General features: G+C 36.5%; 16 protein-coding genes. 11 read left to right on the forward strand and 5 right to left on the reverse strand.

Features of this window, described 5'->3' with window-relative positions; genetic code table 11:
* Position 1 precedes the first annotated feature (1 nt).
* Positions 2 to 805, reverse strand: coding sequence for a pyrroline-5-carboxylate reductase (gene proC, locus L2716_RS06630; protein ID WP_236332961.1), 804 nt, complete (start codon positions 803 to 805; stop codon positions 2 to 4).
* Between the two features lie 144 nt (positions 806 to 949).
* On the opposite strand from proC, the gene L2716_RS06635 reads away from it, so the two are divergent.
* The 8 genes from L2716_RS06635 to L2716_RS06670 all read left to right on the forward strand — a co-directional run bounded on the left by L2716_RS06635 (position 950) and on the right by L2716_RS06670 (position 8,863).
* Positions 950 to 3,124 carry a beta-propeller domain-containing protein gene (locus L2716_RS06635; protein WP_236332963.1) on the forward strand — a complete coding sequence of 725 codons (2,175 nt, stop codon included), beginning with the start codon at positions 950 to 952 and terminating at the stop codon, positions 3,122 to 3,124.
* A 91-nt stretch (positions 3,125 to 3,215) separates the two neighbouring features.
* The gene (locus tag L2716_RS06640) at positions 3,216 to 3,635 is read left to right on the forward strand and encodes a DUF4395 domain-containing protein (RefSeq protein ID WP_236332965.1); all 420 of its coding nucleotides are present in this window, start codon (positions 3,216 to 3,218) and stop codon (positions 3,633 to 3,635) included.
* A gap of 108 nt (positions 3,636 to 3,743) precedes the next feature.
* Entirely contained in the window at positions 3,744 to 4,262 is a 519-nt protein-coding gene (locus L2716_RS06645; RefSeq protein ID WP_236332967.1) for a DinB family protein, read from the forward strand.
* A 501-nt stretch (positions 4,263 to 4,763) separates the two neighbouring features.
* Positions 4,764 to 6,179, forward strand: a complete 1,416-nt coding sequence (locus L2716_RS06650) for an alanine/glycine:cation symporter family protein (protein ID WP_236332969.1) — start codon at positions 4,764 to 4,766, stop codon at positions 6,177 to 6,179.
* A gap of 266 nt (positions 6,180 to 6,445) precedes the next feature.
* Entirely contained in the window at positions 6,446 to 6,601 is a 156-nt protein-coding gene (locus tag L2716_RS06655; protein WP_236332970.1) for a hypothetical protein, read from the forward strand.
* 118 nt (positions 6,602 to 6,719) lie between these two features.
* A complete protein-coding gene (locus L2716_RS06660; RefSeq protein WP_236332972.1) occupies positions 6,720 to 6,920 on the forward strand; it encodes a hypothetical protein in 201 nt (66 codons plus the stop codon).
* A gap of 111 nt (positions 6,921 to 7,031) precedes the next feature.
* Positions 7,032 to 8,198, forward strand: a complete 1,167-nt coding sequence (locus L2716_RS06665) for an acyl-CoA dehydrogenase family protein (protein WP_236332974.1) — start codon at positions 7,032 to 7,034, stop codon at positions 8,196 to 8,198.
* Between the two features lie 158 nt (positions 8,199 to 8,356).
* A complete protein-coding gene (locus L2716_RS06670; protein WP_236332976.1) occupies positions 8,357 to 8,863 on the forward strand; it encodes an N-acetyltransferase in 507 nt (168 codons plus the stop codon).
* 74 nt (positions 8,864 to 8,937) lie between these two features.
* Here the strand turns inward: L2716_RS06670 and L2716_RS06675 are convergent, their stop codons facing one another.
* Together L2716_RS06675 and L2716_RS06680 are read right to left on the reverse strand one after the other, a co-directional pair.
* Complete coding sequence (locus L2716_RS06675) at positions 8,938 to 9,855, reverse strand: IS3 family transposase (protein ID WP_329610129.1); 918 nt, start codon at positions 9,853 to 9,855, stop codon at positions 8,938 to 8,940.
* Entirely contained in the window at positions 9,786 to 10,118 is a 333-nt protein-coding gene (locus L2716_RS06680; RefSeq protein WP_236332978.1) for a transposase, read from the reverse strand. The genes L2716_RS06675 and L2716_RS06680 overlap by 70 nt, the downstream gene beginning before the upstream one ends.
* 206 nt (positions 10,119 to 10,324) lie before the next feature.
* Here L2716_RS06680 and L2716_RS06685 point away from each other — a divergent pair, with 206 nt between their 5' ends.
* Both L2716_RS06685 and L2716_RS06690 read left to right on the forward strand, forming a co-directional pair.
* Positions 10,325 to 10,873 (forward strand): sigma-70 family RNA polymerase sigma factor, encoded by a 549-nt coding sequence (locus L2716_RS06685; RefSeq protein WP_236332980.1) that lies wholly within the window; start codon positions 10,325 to 10,327, stop codon positions 10,871 to 10,873.
* On the forward strand, positions 10,870 to 11,571 hold the full coding sequence (locus L2716_RS06690) for a hypothetical protein (protein ID WP_236332981.1): 702 nt from the start codon (positions 10,870 to 10,872) through the stop codon (positions 11,569 to 11,571). Before L2716_RS06685 ends, L2716_RS06690 begins: the two co-directional genes overlap by 4 nt.
* A 66-nt stretch (positions 11,572 to 11,637) precedes the next feature.
* Here the strand turns inward: L2716_RS06690 and L2716_RS06695 are convergent, their stop codons facing one another.
* Positions 11,638 to 13,122, reverse strand: a complete 1,485-nt coding sequence (locus L2716_RS06695) for a flavin monoamine oxidase family protein (protein WP_236332983.1) — start codon at positions 13,120 to 13,122, stop codon at positions 11,638 to 11,640.
* 151 nt (positions 13,123 to 13,273) lie between these two features.
* Here L2716_RS06695 and L2716_RS06700 point away from each other — a divergent pair, with 151 nt between their 5' ends.
* Positions 13,274 to 14,101 carry an Nmad3 family putative nucleotide modification protein gene (locus L2716_RS06700; protein WP_236332985.1) on the forward strand — a complete coding sequence of 276 codons (828 nt, stop codon included), beginning with the start codon at positions 13,274 to 13,276 and terminating at the stop codon, positions 14,099 to 14,101.
* Here L2716_RS06700 and L2716_RS06705 read toward each other — a convergent pair.
* Positions 14,098 to 14,541, reverse strand: coding sequence for an OsmC family protein (locus tag L2716_RS06705; protein WP_236332987.1), 444 nt, complete (start codon positions 14,539 to 14,541; stop codon positions 14,098 to 14,100). The two genes, L2716_RS06700 and L2716_RS06705, sit on opposite strands and share 4 nt — an antisense overlap.
* Between the last annotated feature and the right edge of the window lie 194 nt (positions 14,542 to 14,735).

Raw genomic sequence — 14,735 nt, forward strand, 5'->3', positions numbered from 1 at the left:
TTTAATGATTTTTTCTTGCATGATTGTTAGTCGCCACTACTGCATCTTTCAGCGTTTGCTTGAAATTCTGACCTTCTAATAAAGAGACACCAGCTGCAGTTGAACCACCAGGTGATGTCACTTGGTCCCTAAGCTCATTGGCAGGTGTACCCGTGTCCAACATGGCTGCTGATCCGCTAATCATTTTCGTCACTAGTAATTTGGCTTGTTCCTTTGAAATTCCGTAGGACGTCGCCTTTTCTTCGAGTGCCTCAGTTAATAAATATAAGAATGCCGGTGCACTACCGGTAATCGCAGTAAGATCGTGTACCTGTTCTGCGGTAAGTTCTTCGTATGAACCAATAGATTCTAGGACGTGCTTAATCAAAGTTTTGTGAAAATCACTTACATACTTTCCACATGTGAATGTTGTCATTGAACGCTGAACTAAGGCAGCAGTATTAGGCATCAACCAACAAACTGGTGTACCTTGTGGTAATCTTTCTTCCATATATGTAGTGTCAATTCCTGCTGCCACTGTCATTACAAGTTGATCAGAAATTGCAGTTGCTAATTCTTTGAGGATAGAATCATGCGCTTTAGGTGGAGCGGCTAATAATATTACATCTACTTCAGAAACTTTTGAGTACCATTCTCCAGTTACTTCAACTTGATATTCTGAAGCTAATCGTTGAAGTCGTTGTTGATCGGAGTGGTTAGAAACCGTAATTGATTTAAATAATGAAGCCTCTTGTTTCACTAAGCCCGCCAGAACAGCTTCAGCCATTCTCCCGGCACCAACTATTAATAATGAGTACTTCTCCATAACAGACTTCCTTTCGTGATTCATGGTTACTTAAACCTACCAAATCTTCGTTCAAATGGAAAGGTTCTCGAATTATTTTTGTGAACTTGTAACGTAATTCAAACCACATCCGTCTTACAGATAAAAACACGGGGGTTGTTAATATTGAAAAAGTGGTGGATGTTATGTGGGCTAATTTTAATGATTGCAGTATTCTCAATAGGTTCTCTAAAACACCAGTTTCAAGTGGTCAATAATTGGGCAAAGGCTGAAGAGGTTGTATTACAAAATAAATCATGGGAAGTTCATTTTTCAAAACCAGTTAATGAAAACCATCTTTCGGACCACATCTATGTTACAAATGCAGAAGGGGAAAAGCAGCACGTTACAGTTACCATAAATGAAGACAAACGATCCATTTTGGTTCATCCGCCAAAGGAAGGATACAGTTTAAATACAGAATATTATACTCTCCACATTAGTAACTCTTTGCAAGCAGCTGATGGACAAATTTTAGCTCAAAACAGACGGCACAAATTTGTTGTTCAAGAAACATTACCTGTGATTGGTACTGAAGAGAATCTAACACAATATTTTGAACGAGCAATGAGTCAACAAAAGAACATTACGAAAGCCACAAAAGTTGACCTTCAGGATTCCTCTCAGCCTGCAATGGAAAGTGCCAGTAAATCACAAGATTCGATTGGGTCTTTTTCAAAAACAAACACTCAAGTAAAAGGGGTTGATGAAGCGGATATCGTTAAGAATGATGGTCAGTACATTTATCAAATTCATAATAAAAACATCGTAATTACCAAAGCCGTCCCTGCCGATCGGATGAATGTGGTTTCTAAGATCTCCCTTAGAGAAAATGGTTTTACTCCAACGCAGCTATTTCTATCTGCAGATAAGCTCGTAGTCATCGGGTATGCTATCCAACCATCTCTACACAATCATTCATCTAAACAGCGTGAAATGGATACGTTAATTAGACCTAATCATCATTTTGTACATGTAAAAGTCATCAATGTACATGACCGCACTACTCCAATTATTGAAAGAGAAATGGAAATTGAAGGATCGTATATATCAGCACGGAGGATCAACCAAAAGATTTATCTCATTTCTCAATACCATCCACAACATTTTCCGATGTTGAAAATTAAAGTACCAAACCAAGAACTGCGACCTCACATTAAGGATTCGGCTGTTACCAATGAAAAAAACGTAATAGACTACAGTGATATTCAATATTTTCCTGGTTCGAATGAAACGAATTTCTTAACTGTCACAGTAATCGATATTCATGATAAAAATGAACCTGCTAAAAATTCCACCTTACTTGGTGGAGGAAATCAAATTTACATGACAAACAGCAATTTATACATTGCAGTTCATTCTTATCCAAAAGTTACTGAAACGCGAACAAGAGAAATAGCAGGACCCAGTACGCTTATATATAAATTTTCAATAAATGATGACACCATCAAATTTATTGGTTCTACTGAAGTGGAGGGTTCAATAATCAACCAGTTTTCGATGGATGAACATGATGGGAATTTTCGAATCGCAACTACTACTCGTTTTTCACGGAATGGAAGAGGACCTTCTGCAAATCATTTGTTCATATTTAATGATTCTTTAAAATTAATTGGCAGTGTGAAAGGTCTAGCAGAAGGTGAACGTATTTATTCTGCTCGTTTCATGGGTGATCGCATCTATATTGTAACGTTTAAAGAGATTGATCCATTGTTTGTCATTGACGCTAGTAATCCCCGTAATCCGGTAGTAAAAGGTGAACTCAAAATCCCTGGATTCAGTAACTACCTCCATCCATACGATGAAAATCACTTAATAGGATTCGGACAACATACTGAATTAATTGACAACAAGCATGGTGAACCTTTTGTTCAAACAAATGGAATCAAAATATCTATGTTTGATGTAACCGATATGGAAAACCCGAAAGAAAAATTCACAGAAATTATAGAAGGTAGGGGAACTTTTTCGCCTCTTAACTATGACCACAAGGCTTTATTATTTAATAAGAATAAAAACCTTTTTGCTTTTCCTGTACAGATTTATCAATCGAACAATTATGGAACAAATGAATTTGAATTCCAAGGTGCGCTTGTATATAACCTTTCATTAGAAAGAGGATTTCATTTAAAAAGAAAAATTTCCCACTCAACGAAAGATCAGGATTACCGATCATATACGGATGATGAAATCAGAAGACTTGTCTATATCAACGATACGTTATACACAGTTTCTAATCATAAAATAACAGCTCATGAAATGGGGTCATATCAAAAAATCAGTGAGATTAAAATACATTGAGGTATTGATATCTGAACCTTCACACTTCACAAAATGGAAGAATACCTTTATCATATGCTTATCATTCATATGTGAGAGGTTGGAATTAAAAATGAATCATCTCCAAACAATTCCCAGACCGCTAGTAAGAACAAATCAATGGTTCATCTTATTATCAGTTGTCGCTTCTTGGGTCTCAGGTCAAGTGTGGATATTAGTAATACCATTTATTGTTGGACTGTCAAGCTTGGTTTTTAACATAAACCCTGTGATGAAGGTGGCAAGGCTCTTTCTAACGGATCATCCTTCAAGGTACGTCCAAGAAGATAAAGACCAACAACAATTTAATCAATGGATTGCAACCATCCTATTGACCATTGCTTTAATCAGTGGATTCCTAGGTGCTATGACAATTTATTTTGTCTCTAGTATATTTGTTGCTACAGCATCATTTATTGCTATTCTTGGATTTTGTATCGGATGCTTTATCAGGTATCAATGGAATCAATATCGATTCAAAAGATCACAATAAAATTGCATAATAAAATAAATACCAAGAAGATTGGCCAAAGTGAATTTATGTCAATCTTCTTTTTTTTATGTAAAATGAAAATTGATATATATTATTGGAGGTGGTTTCATGACATTTGAAGTGAAAGAAGCAATAGAACTATTAGAACGAACCCCTAATACATTAGATGTCATGTTAAAAGGACTATCAGAACAATGGATTCATTGTAATGAGGGAGAGGAAACTTGGAGTGCTTTTGATGTGGTTGGTCATCTCATTGACGGTGAGCGAAATGATTGGATAAAGAGGGTGGAAATTATCTGTTCAAATGATGCCCTTAAAGAATTCAAACCCTTCGATCGATTTGAACACCTAGAGCGGAACCGTCATCGGTCGCTTGAGGAATTATTAGTAGAATTTAATCAATTAAGAAAAGAGAACTTGGCACAGCTTAAATCAAAGATGAGTGAATTCAATCTGGATTGGACGGGTGTTCACCCAGCATTTGGCCAAGTAACGTTGCGACAGTTACTATCAACATGGGTCGTACATGATCTGAACCATATCTCTCAGATTGCACGTGTCATGGCTCATCGGTATAAGCATGATGTTGGACCATGGCAAGCATATTTGCGTGTTTTAAAATAGAATCCAGACACAGCCGGGAATCGTAGTAAAACCCGATTTCATTACCCGCAAGACGTGTTCACACACGATACCGCTCCAGTTAAGGTCTAATCAATGGTTTATCTAGAAAACTGAGCATTTATCTAGAAAAAATCAATATTATCTAGAAAAACGTGAGTTTATCTCAAAAAAAGCCCTTATTACTCATTAAGATCCAACAATGAATGTGAGTCGTAGGTCCTGAATCATTTCTCCAAGGGCCTACAATCCATTTACCTCCTAAAACCTAACATGATCCTCAATATTTCTTGCTTTCTATCTACTTTTTTTAAAAAAATCATAATTAATCCCTTGAATAATAATGAATTAAATTGTTGTTATATTAGGATTTTTCGCGTTAAATCAACGTGCAAAATGCAATAATATGCAGAAAATTGTTGCAAAGCTGAAAAATTGTAATTATAATTATGTTTAAGTTAAAAATTCAGAAAAAACAAAAAATGGGTAAAGGGGCTAGGTATTGTGTTAGAAACCATTGTAGGATTTTTGAATCAGTATTTATGGGGGTATGTCCTCATCGCAGGATTGCTCGGAATTGGATTGTACTTTAGTTTCGCAACGAGGTTTGTCCAGTTCAGATATCTTGGTGAAATGACTAGGGTATTATTTGAAAAATCTACAATAACAGACGGAAAAAGCATCTCATCTTTTAAGTCGTTCTGTATTGGGGCAGCAACACGTATTGGTACAGGTAACTTAGCGGGGGTTGCGGTTGCAATCGGGCTTGGTGGACCTGGGGCGGTATTTTGGATGTGGATTGTTGCACTATTAGGTGGAGCAACAAGCTTTATCGAAAGTACTTTGGCTCAAGTGTACAAAATCAAAGACAAATCAGCTTTCCGTGGTGGACCTGCATATTACATTCAAAAAGGTCTAGGAAAAAGATGGTTAGGAATTATTTTTGCTGTATTAATTGCCTTAACATTCGGACTTATTTTTAATTCAGTACAAAGTAACACGATTTCAGCAGCATATGAAAATGCATTCAATCTTAATGGAACTATGATTGGAATTATCATCACTGTTCTTACAGGGCTAGTTATTTTCGGAGGGGTACACCGAATTGCAAACGTATCTGCGGTAGTTGTACCAATCATGGCCGTTCTGTATATCATCCTTGCAATTGTTGTATTAGTGCTTAATGTTGGACAAATTCCAGCAATGTTTGCACTAATCGTAAAGAGTGCATTCGGTTTTGAACAAGCAATCGGTGGTGGAATTGGTGCCGCAATTATGAATGGTGTAAAACGAGGACTCTTCTCAAACGAAGCTGGTATGGGTAGTGCCCCAAACGCTGCAGCTACAGCAAGTGTTTCCCATCCTGCTAAACAAGGATTCATTCAAACACTCGGAGTATTCTTGGATACACTAATTGTTTGTTCGGCAACAGCGTTCATCATTTTGATGTCAGGCTTATACAAAACAGGAGAAGTAGCAGGAATTCAGTTGCTACAAGATTCACTTGGTGACCATGTCGGTAATGCAGCTACAATATTTATCGCAGTTGCAATCTTCTTATTCGCATTTAGTTCAATTATCGGAAGTTACTATTATGGTGAAACGAATATTGAGTTCATTAAAGAAAGTAAACCTGCTATTTTCACATACCGTTTAGCAACAATGGCTATGGTTATGGTCGGTGCGATCTTACCATTATCATTCGTTTGGACGCTAGCAGACTTATTCATGGCGTTGATGACATTGATTAACTTAATTGCTATTGGACTTCTTGGAAAAGTTGCATTCAAAGTACTCAAAGATTATGAGATGCAGCGAAAAGAAGGAAAGGACCCAGTATTTGACCCTGAGAAACTCGGTATTGAAAATACTGAATGTTGGGGAGCTGAAACTAGAAGTAAGAAAGACATCGCCGGTTAAGAATAAATAACAATTTGAAAGCAGGATTTCCTAGCCTAAGGAAATCCTGCTTTTTTATGTGTGAAAAAATGAGAGGATTCATTCTTTTAAGAGAACCGTATGAAACTCGTTCTTTCTTAGTGTGATCACTAAACAGGTTTTCTTGTCGAATGGTAAGAAGTTTGCACGAAGGGGTTCCATAATTCCTCATCACACCTCATACTATTGAACAAGTACTCACTAATTCTTCTTGTACTGAGTTAATTCTACATACGGAGGGAGCTTACATGTTGAATAATGAACCTAAGTGTATAACGATTAGACGTTGTATCAATCATCTTGAGATTTTAGGAGTTGACCCCAAAATTCGTCAACTAGTTTCCATGTATATTGAAATGGCTTATCAAGAAGGGGTAAATGAAAAAGAAACTGCATATAAATAACCCTTAATCGCTTTGGATGAAATGTGTCCAAAGTTTTTTTGTGCTGTATTGCAGCTCATATTTCCTTATGTTTTTGGCGAAAATAGTCATAACTATAATTGTTAGGAGAGAATGCACTTTGAATTTAAAAAATGGAACAATATACGAAATTATCGACCCGAAATCACTTAATTTTAACTCTGCAGATCGTTTGAAAATTACCGCACACTTCCGTAATGTCATTTCATTTACTTTAGGTGATCAACAAGGCTACGGTTCAATGCCAGTTCAGCATTTACGTTACTTACTCAAAAGAAATTTCCTCAAAGAAATCATATAATTTATAGCCCAACTGACTTATTATTTACAGTACGCTGAGAGATATTAGTTGAATGAAATTCAATGTGTTTAGTAAGCTAATTGTAATTGAATGAGTTGGAGTGGTCTTAATATGTGGAATCCTTATTCACCATTTATTCAAACTGAGCGGCAAAGTTCTCTTTTTAATATTACAAAAGAATTATCAAATAAAGTTGGTAAACGAGCAACTCTGACAGATCACTATGGAAAGTTTCTAGACGACAACCTTAGAGATCTTAAAGACTATAACTATCAATCACTTTCTTTACCAAAAGCATTGGGTGGAGAAAATCTTTCCTTATACGAATTCGTCCTATTACAAGAAAAGCTAGCTGAGGGTGATGCTTCAGTTGCTTTATCAATTGGATGGCATTTAGGTATTGTTATGGAATTAAGAGATGAAGGTCTTTGGGATGAAGAAACATTTAATTGGATTGGTAAAGAAATTCATCATAATAAGAAAATCATTAATCGGGCAGCTACAGAACCTGCTACGGGAAGTCCAACAAGAGGAGGTATACCTGAAACTACAGCTGTCAGAGACAAAACCGGTTACATACTAAATGGCAGAAAGACTTTTACGACGATGGCAAACGTTTTAGATTATTACATCGTCTCAGCAAAAATGAATGACCTAAATGAAGTAGGGTGGTTCCTAGTCGAGAATGGACAAAATGGTGTTAAAATTGAGGAAACATGGGATTCGTTGGGAATGAGAGGAACGGCAAGCGATGACCTGATCTTATCAGATGTCCACGTTCCACATAATCGATTAGTTGAACACAAAACACCACCTAGGAAAGGTAAAGTCCCTAAGGGATGGCTATTACATATTCCAGCATGTTATTTAGGCATAGCTATTGCTGCTAGAAACGAGGCAGTGGAATTTGCAAAGAATTATCAACCTAATAGTCTAAATACTACCATTTCAGAGGTCGCTCATATTAAAGAGAAAATTGGAAAGATGGACCTTGCCATCCTCAACGCTCAATATTTTTTGTTTGGTGTCGCAGATAAGTGGGACAACAATCCTGAGAATCGAACAGATTTAGGACCTGACTTAGCTGCTGTGAAGACCATTGCAACAAACAACGCGAATGAAGTTGTTGATTTAGCAATGAGAATTGTTGGTGGAAGAAGTTTAGCTAAATCCTCTAATCTCGAGAGGCACTACAGAGATGTCCGAGCTGGGTTACATAATCCTCCGATGGATGACAGTGTCCTCCATACATTAGCAAGTAGAGCAATTAATGACTAAGATATTACCATTAAAAACCCCCTTCTTGGGGGATTTTTTGTGATTTGAAAAACGATTAAGAGTCATGTACAATGTACAACTGTGTATGAATTATATAGGTAAAATGAACGATTTCAATAGTACGGCAATTATCATTCATTCGTAGGAAGGAGATCAATATGTCATTACTTGTTAGGGAACCTTTTGCAGATGAATCTAATCGTGACTTAGAAGAAATGGAAATGCAAGTATTTAGAATGCAGGATGATATAAAAAGGATTGCTAAAAAATGGGATGTCGTTGGAATAGATCATTCGAAAGAAGATAATCTTGTCATCGTCTACAAGCATGAGGAAGAAGAACGTTGTAATATTATGATTAATGATTGTGAGTCTGCCTTCCGTGGTGTTTGGGACTTTGCCGTTCAAGCACTTTTCCCTGATCGTGATCGAATTCATATTGGAGATATAAAAGGTCCTGAAAATAAAGGGTACGGATCGATTTGCATTGATTATTTAAAGGAGTTAGCGCAAGATAAAAACATTCCATATATTACAGGTGATATTTCCGAACGAGATTGGGACCACCTAGAACGGCTTATTCATTTTTATGAAAAACACAACTTCACAGTCGACGTAGACTATGAAGAAAAATGGGGCCATATTACTTGGAAACAAGGACATTAACCATACAAGAGTTGATTTACGGAAAAAAAGCCGTAAACTGGTCTTACCCCTGTCAAGTAGACAATATAAAAAAACTACGCTGCCAACGCGTGTCGATATTCAATCGGCGCGCGTTGCTTTAATTTCTTTTGGAAACGTCTGTAGTTATAGTGGTAAATGTAATCCTCAATCGCTTGTCGAATCTCTTTTTCTGATTTACACTTTTCTATATACAACTTTTCTGTTTTGAGATGCGAAAAGAAGGATTCAATGCAGGCATTATCCAGGCAGTTTCCTTTGCGAGAGTGGCTGCCCTTAATGCCATATTCTTCTATTCGTGTGTTGTATGCCTGAGACGTATACTGAAAGCCTTGATCCGAATGGAGAACGGCTTCAGCTACGTCTTTTTTCTTTGTCCATAGAGCTACTGTATTTAAAACAAGTTCCAAATCATTCCGGTTAGAAAGCTGCCAGCCTACAATCTCATTGTTGAATAGATCTTGAATCACCGATAAGTAGTAGAATCGTTCACCATCTGACACATAAGTAATGTCGGTAACCATTTTTTGATTAGGTCCCTTTGCTTTAAAGTTTCTTTTTAGTCGGTTTGGATAGACGACAGACGGAGTATATCCATGTCTTTTTCTCTTTTTACGAATCACAGATTGAATTCCCATTTCCGTCATCAGCCGATAAACTTTTTTATGATTAATGTGGTAACCACTTTCTTTTAATAAATGTGTCATAGTAGGATAGCCTGTTTCCGGGTGAAGAAAATGTATCCCCATCATATGCTTTTTGATGTCATGATCTCGGTTGGCCCTTTCTTCTCGTTTTGCTCTACCAGCTCTCCATTTGTAAAAGCTTGATGGCTGGAGGAAGGCGATCTCCAATAACCAGGTAACAGGAGCCTCGCTCCTTAACTCTTCAATGGTTTCATACTTTATTCTTTGTGTGATTTCCCCTCCATTTCTAGATTTTGATATTGCTTTTTTAAGTAGTCCACCTGCAATTTCAGGTAATCTCTTTCTTCTTCAATTGTTTTAAAGTTTGTGCGAGGTCTGCCTTTAAGAGGGCTTGTCCCACTGCCACTTCGGGTATCAAACGAATCACCGTTCTTCCACTTTTTCACCCAGACTTTAAGCTGCGTACAATTTCGTATTCCCAATTCTTCCGCTAGTGCTTTGTAACTTTTAGATCCGTTAACGTATTTCATCACGGCGTCCTGCTTAAACTCGTTTGTATACGTCTGAAACCTCTGTCCTTTTTTAGCCATAGAAATATCCCCTCTAAGTATCATTCTTTCCTCCACAGTATCATGAAGGTTTTTTTGAATGTCTACTTAAAGGGGATAATATCAAAACTCGACTCTTTTTTTAATCCTCAAATATTTATGAAACATCATTTATGTAGAGTTTCTGAATTGTTTTTCAGAGTTCATTCGTCTAATGTATTGTAAGCGCTTAAAGGTGGTTGTTGATTTTGGATAACTTAATTAACCGGTACAAAATGGAACAATTGAATAAGGATGAGTTGCTACGTGAAGCTATGGATGAGTATGGGAATGAACTTACTCGGCTAGCGTATTCATATGTGCAGGATATTTCTACTGCAGAAGATATCACGCAAGATGTCTTCTTTAAATGTTACACGAAACTAGACGATTTTGAGGGGAAGTCAACTCTTAGAACTTGGTTGAATCGAATAACGATAAATAAATGCAAGGATCATCTAAAAAGTGGCTGGAAAAAATATATCCAATTCGATTTCCCTATTATGAAAACGCCAAAAACCCATGAAACGCCTGAGAAAAAACTGAGTAAAAAAATTGAGCATGATCAAATTACCCATTATGTCTTATTGCTACCCGTTAAATATAGGGAGATCATCATTCTCTATTATTTTCAAGAAAGATCAACTCAAGAAATTAGTCAGATATTGAAGCTTAAAGAAACTTCAGTAAGAACGAGACTAAGAAGAGCTCGGAAATTATTAGAAGAGTACTTGGATAAAAGGGATGAAGAACTATGAAAAATGACTTAAAAGATTTCCGCTCTAAATCATCAATTACTCAAATCCAATTCTCTGAGGATATGAAGAGAGAGACCTTACAAAAGGTAGTTAAGAAGGAAAAAGTAAAGCCGAAGGATACATTCATGTTCAAGAAAGTATTGAGTTTTGCTACATTATCGGTATTAATAATTATGATCGCTTTATTTGGTTATCAATCTTTAAATTCTCAAAAAGGTGCTGATCAAGAAAAGCCACAACAAATACCTGACGAGCAAAATGAAAAGGACAATGAAGAGCGAAAAGTACAAGAGAATAAACCATTAACAAACAAAAGAGCACAACAGATCCTAACTCAATTTTATCAAGACATTACACCTGATTTAAATGAAAACAACATTGAAACAAGATATGAATCTAAATCTGAAGCGGTAGAAAAAGTACAAAAAACAACGAGTGGAGAAGTGGCGAGAAAATTAGTCGATGGATTCTATCAAGAAAAGGATGGAGTGCTCAAACCGAAGACATTTCATGGTATTAAAAAATTCAATCTAGAGAAAATGGCTTTGGAAAAGGTTAATGAAAACAAATATGTAATTGAACAACTAAGATCGAATGAATTAAATGGCACGTACGTCATCCAAGCTGCGTTTGAACAAAGTGAACAAGGATGGATCATAACCAAATACGAGATCGAGTACCAAGAAAATCATAAATGAATTGTTATATTAACCCTAATAGCACGGGATAAACTTATTGTTAAGCTTACACTTGACTGGATCTATTCAATGAATGGATCCAGATTTTTTAATATGATTTACTTCAAGCGAAACCCTGATTCCTGACTCTATTGCGCCTTGTGTCCAACCGTGGGGAACTGTTGTGTGTTCTCCTGCAAAATGAACCTTTCCTTCGGGAGCTGATAAATATGGAAATAACTCACTTTCCTGCTCAGGTTTGAATAAAGTAAACGCTCCTGCTGCATATGGATCAAGTACCCAGCTTTGCGCTTTTCCTACTTCAAATGAAGATAGAATCTCTTTTCCGTGTATTGTTGAAAGGTCTTGTAATGATTGTTTTACTCGTTCTTCCTCAGATTTACTAACCCATATTAATGCGTCATCTTCCCATGTATAACTACCTAGAATAACGCCTGTTCTTTTTCCGAAATGGTGACTTGGATAATGTGCTAGCCGTATTGGCAAATCTGTCACCGTTTTACCTCCATAAATGCCTTGGTACTCCCAAAATCGATTGTTGAATTGCAGACCGACTTTCGTTGACGGTACATAATGAAGCTCTCGAATCGCCTTCCATTTATTATGAGAAAAAGAATCCCTTGGGTGAACGTCAATAAATTGTAAGACCGTAAAAGGAATCGTAATAATAGCAATGTCACCACTAATTTGTGATAATTTACCTGATTGAGTATGGGTATTCGAAAATGTTACACCATTTTGGTTTTGTTCAATTTTCTTAATCTCTTCATTGAAGTGAATATTATTTTCAAGTTGAGGTAAAAAGGCTTTAGGTAATTGATCCATACCACCACTAATTTCATAATAATGCAACTCTTTGTTAAATAAAATCATATATTCACGTAGAATTTCAACAAATGATAGTTCAGGCAAACCTTCTACAACCGAAAGGACTTTAATCATTTCAATTGCACCATCTGACAACGTCAATCCACCTGGATTATGCCTAAAAAAAGTAGATAAGGAATACCTTTCTAAATACGAGACGACAATCGGCCAATTTCTTAAAGGATTAAGGTTAATAAAATCGATGATTGGTCCCATTACCATCTGTGTTAATTCGTAATCCGTTTTACCTTTCTCACTCGGCAATACGGGATAGCCTAATCTGTCTGGATCTTTCTTATACTGTGAATAACGTAGCTTTCTACCATTCACGTAAATGATGTCATTTGCAGTTGCATTTATAAATGCATTCGTTTGAATACCAAATTTTTTTAAGTATTCTAATACTAAGAAATGAACATGAGGAATTCTCATCGCTCCTGCTTCGAAATAATTCCCATTTGTAAAAGGTTTTCTAATAGTATAGATTCGTCCACCTACACGATTTCTTGCTTCGATAATCGATACGTGATGACCTGCTTGTTTCAATAATGATCCAGCTACTAAGCCTGACATACCTGCACCAGCAATAATAATTCGCTTAGGTTTATTGGATGATGGCAAACCATTTTTTATATAATGAATGAGTTGTGAAGGTGTGTAATGGGGTGGCAAATAATTCATCATAAACCCTCACTCCTATCTACCTGATTGATGGAAGTCAAATTATCTGAACCATAGTTTCATACTATTCATGAGACGTGAAAGGAATACCCGATTTGATTTATACTAAAAGTGTATAAATATAAGAGCGATTATTCGGAAGGAGGAGGTCAACTTGAAAATCATTTTAAGTAGAAAAGGCTTTGATTCATCGTCGGGAGGCTTTCCGAGTCCGATATTACCAGATGGGACATTATTATCTATCCCTATTCCAGATGCTGATTCCAACATTTCGTATCATGACCTTACATACGGTGGAAAATCGTATCTCGAAGTAATCAATTCAATTAAAGGGAAGATAAAAGTCCAAAACAGATGGATGCATCCGCAACCAAATACAAGTTGTCATTTAGATCCGGATTTACAACAAAATACACTACCTAGAGAAAAGGGCTGGAAAGGATTATTTGGTCAAGGAGGAGCAGCACAGCGGCACCTTGATAATCAAAATGTGGATGTAGGGGACTTGTTTCTATTCTTTGGTTGGTTCAGAAAAACGGTGAGAAAAGGGAATGGGTTAACTTTCGATCCAAAGGACAAATATGGAAAACATATTATATATGGATATTTACAAGTCGGAGATGTACTTCGAGTTGACCATTCAACCACATTACCTAAATGGATGAAGAACCATCCACATACAACTCATGAAAAAAGAAATAAGAAAGGGAACACCATTTACGTTGCATGTGATTCCTTAAGTTGGGATAAAGCACGCAGTGGGTTCGGAACATTCAACCTTCAAGAGCAAAATATTTTAACAAAAAAAGGGATGAAAAAGTCATGCTGGGATCTTCCTGAATGTTTTTATGGAAAGTCAATGAGTTACCACCAACCAGCAAGCTGGAAGGAGGATTATTTCCAGTCAGTTGCAAGAGGTCAGGAATTTGTCGTTGAAACAGATGAGCATGTACTAAATTGGGCTAAAGACTTGTTTCATTAATATTCAATGATGGGTTCAACCAATATTTCTACGTTTCCTTTGACTGCTCTTGAGATCATACATGCATGTTCTGCTTTCATAACTAATTTTTCAGCTAGTTTGTACTCCTTACTATTCGTGGTTTCTTTCAAAATGAGGTGAGGCCGATGAATAATTTTCTTATATGTAATGATTTGATTCGTCACATCCACAATCCCTTCGGATGCCATTGTTAAAGTAACTTTCTCTAATTTACTTCTTTCCATCATCGCTGCTAGAGTAATGATATAACATGTTGCTGCCGCTCCTAGAAGCATTTCATCTGGATTTGTACCTATACCAGGGCCATCCATTTCAGGTGGTATAGACACTTCCGTTTTCAACTTTTCAGTTTCAATAACTCCAACGTCATTTCTCAATCCTGGCCACTCTGCTTTTAAATAGAAATGATGTTCTGCCATTCTTGTCCCTCCTAAAATTTAGTTCATCTATTATTTTAGTTAGTAGTTACTTTAAGCACAAATGTTTTGTTCCATTGTGTTGAAAAGAAGACGGACTGACTAATTGTGTCAGCCAGCTCTATTTGTAATCTATCTTACTGTATAAGTACCGTATCATTGCTTTACTATGAAGTGAGGTATATTGGAGGTGTTTA

The sequence above is a fragment of the Pseudalkalibacillus berkeleyi genome (assembly GCF_021608225.1).
In the GTDB taxonomy this organism is placed as follows: Bacteria; Bacillota; Bacilli; order Bacillales; family Fictibacillaceae; genus Pseudalkalibacillus; species Pseudalkalibacillus berkeleyi.

Excerpts from the sequence above, each read along its gene's own strand:
- L2716_RS06705 (WP_236332987.1), bottom strand. The coding sequence starts at position 14,541 with ATGGCAGAACATCATTTCTATTTAAAAGCAGAGTGGCCAGGATTGAGA.
- L2716_RS06655 (WP_236332970.1), top strand. The coding sequence starts at position 6,446 with ATGTTGAATAATGAACCTAAGTGTATAACGATTAGACGTTGTATCAAT.
- L2716_RS06695 (WP_236332983.1), bottom strand. The coding sequence starts at position 13,122 with ATGATGAATTATTTGCCACCCCATTACACACCTTCACAACTCATTCAT.
- L2716_RS06690 (WP_236332981.1), top strand. The coding sequence starts at position 10,870 with ATGAAAAATGACTTAAAAGATTTCCGCTCTAAATCATCAATTACTCAA.
- L2716_RS06670 (WP_236332976.1), top strand. The coding sequence starts at position 8,357 with ATGTCATTACTTGTTAGGGAACCTTTTGCAGATGAATCTAATCGTGAC.
- L2716_RS06665 (WP_236332974.1), top strand. The coding sequence starts at position 7,032 with ATGTGGAATCCTTATTCACCATTTATTCAAACTGAGCGGCAAAGTTCT.
- L2716_RS06680 (WP_236332978.1), bottom strand. The coding sequence starts at position 10,118 with ATGGCTAAAAAAGGACAGAGGTTTCAGACGTATACAAACGAGTTTAAG.
- proC (WP_236332961.1), bottom strand. The coding sequence starts at position 805 with ATGGAGAAGTACTCATTATTAATAGTTGGTGCCGGGAGAATGGCTGAA.
- L2716_RS06640 (WP_236332965.1), top strand. The coding sequence starts at position 3,216 with ATGAATCATCTCCAAACAATTCCCAGACCGCTAGTAAGAACAAATCAA.
- L2716_RS06645 (WP_236332967.1), top strand. The coding sequence starts at position 3,744 with ATGACATTTGAAGTGAAAGAAGCAATAGAACTATTAGAACGAACCCCT.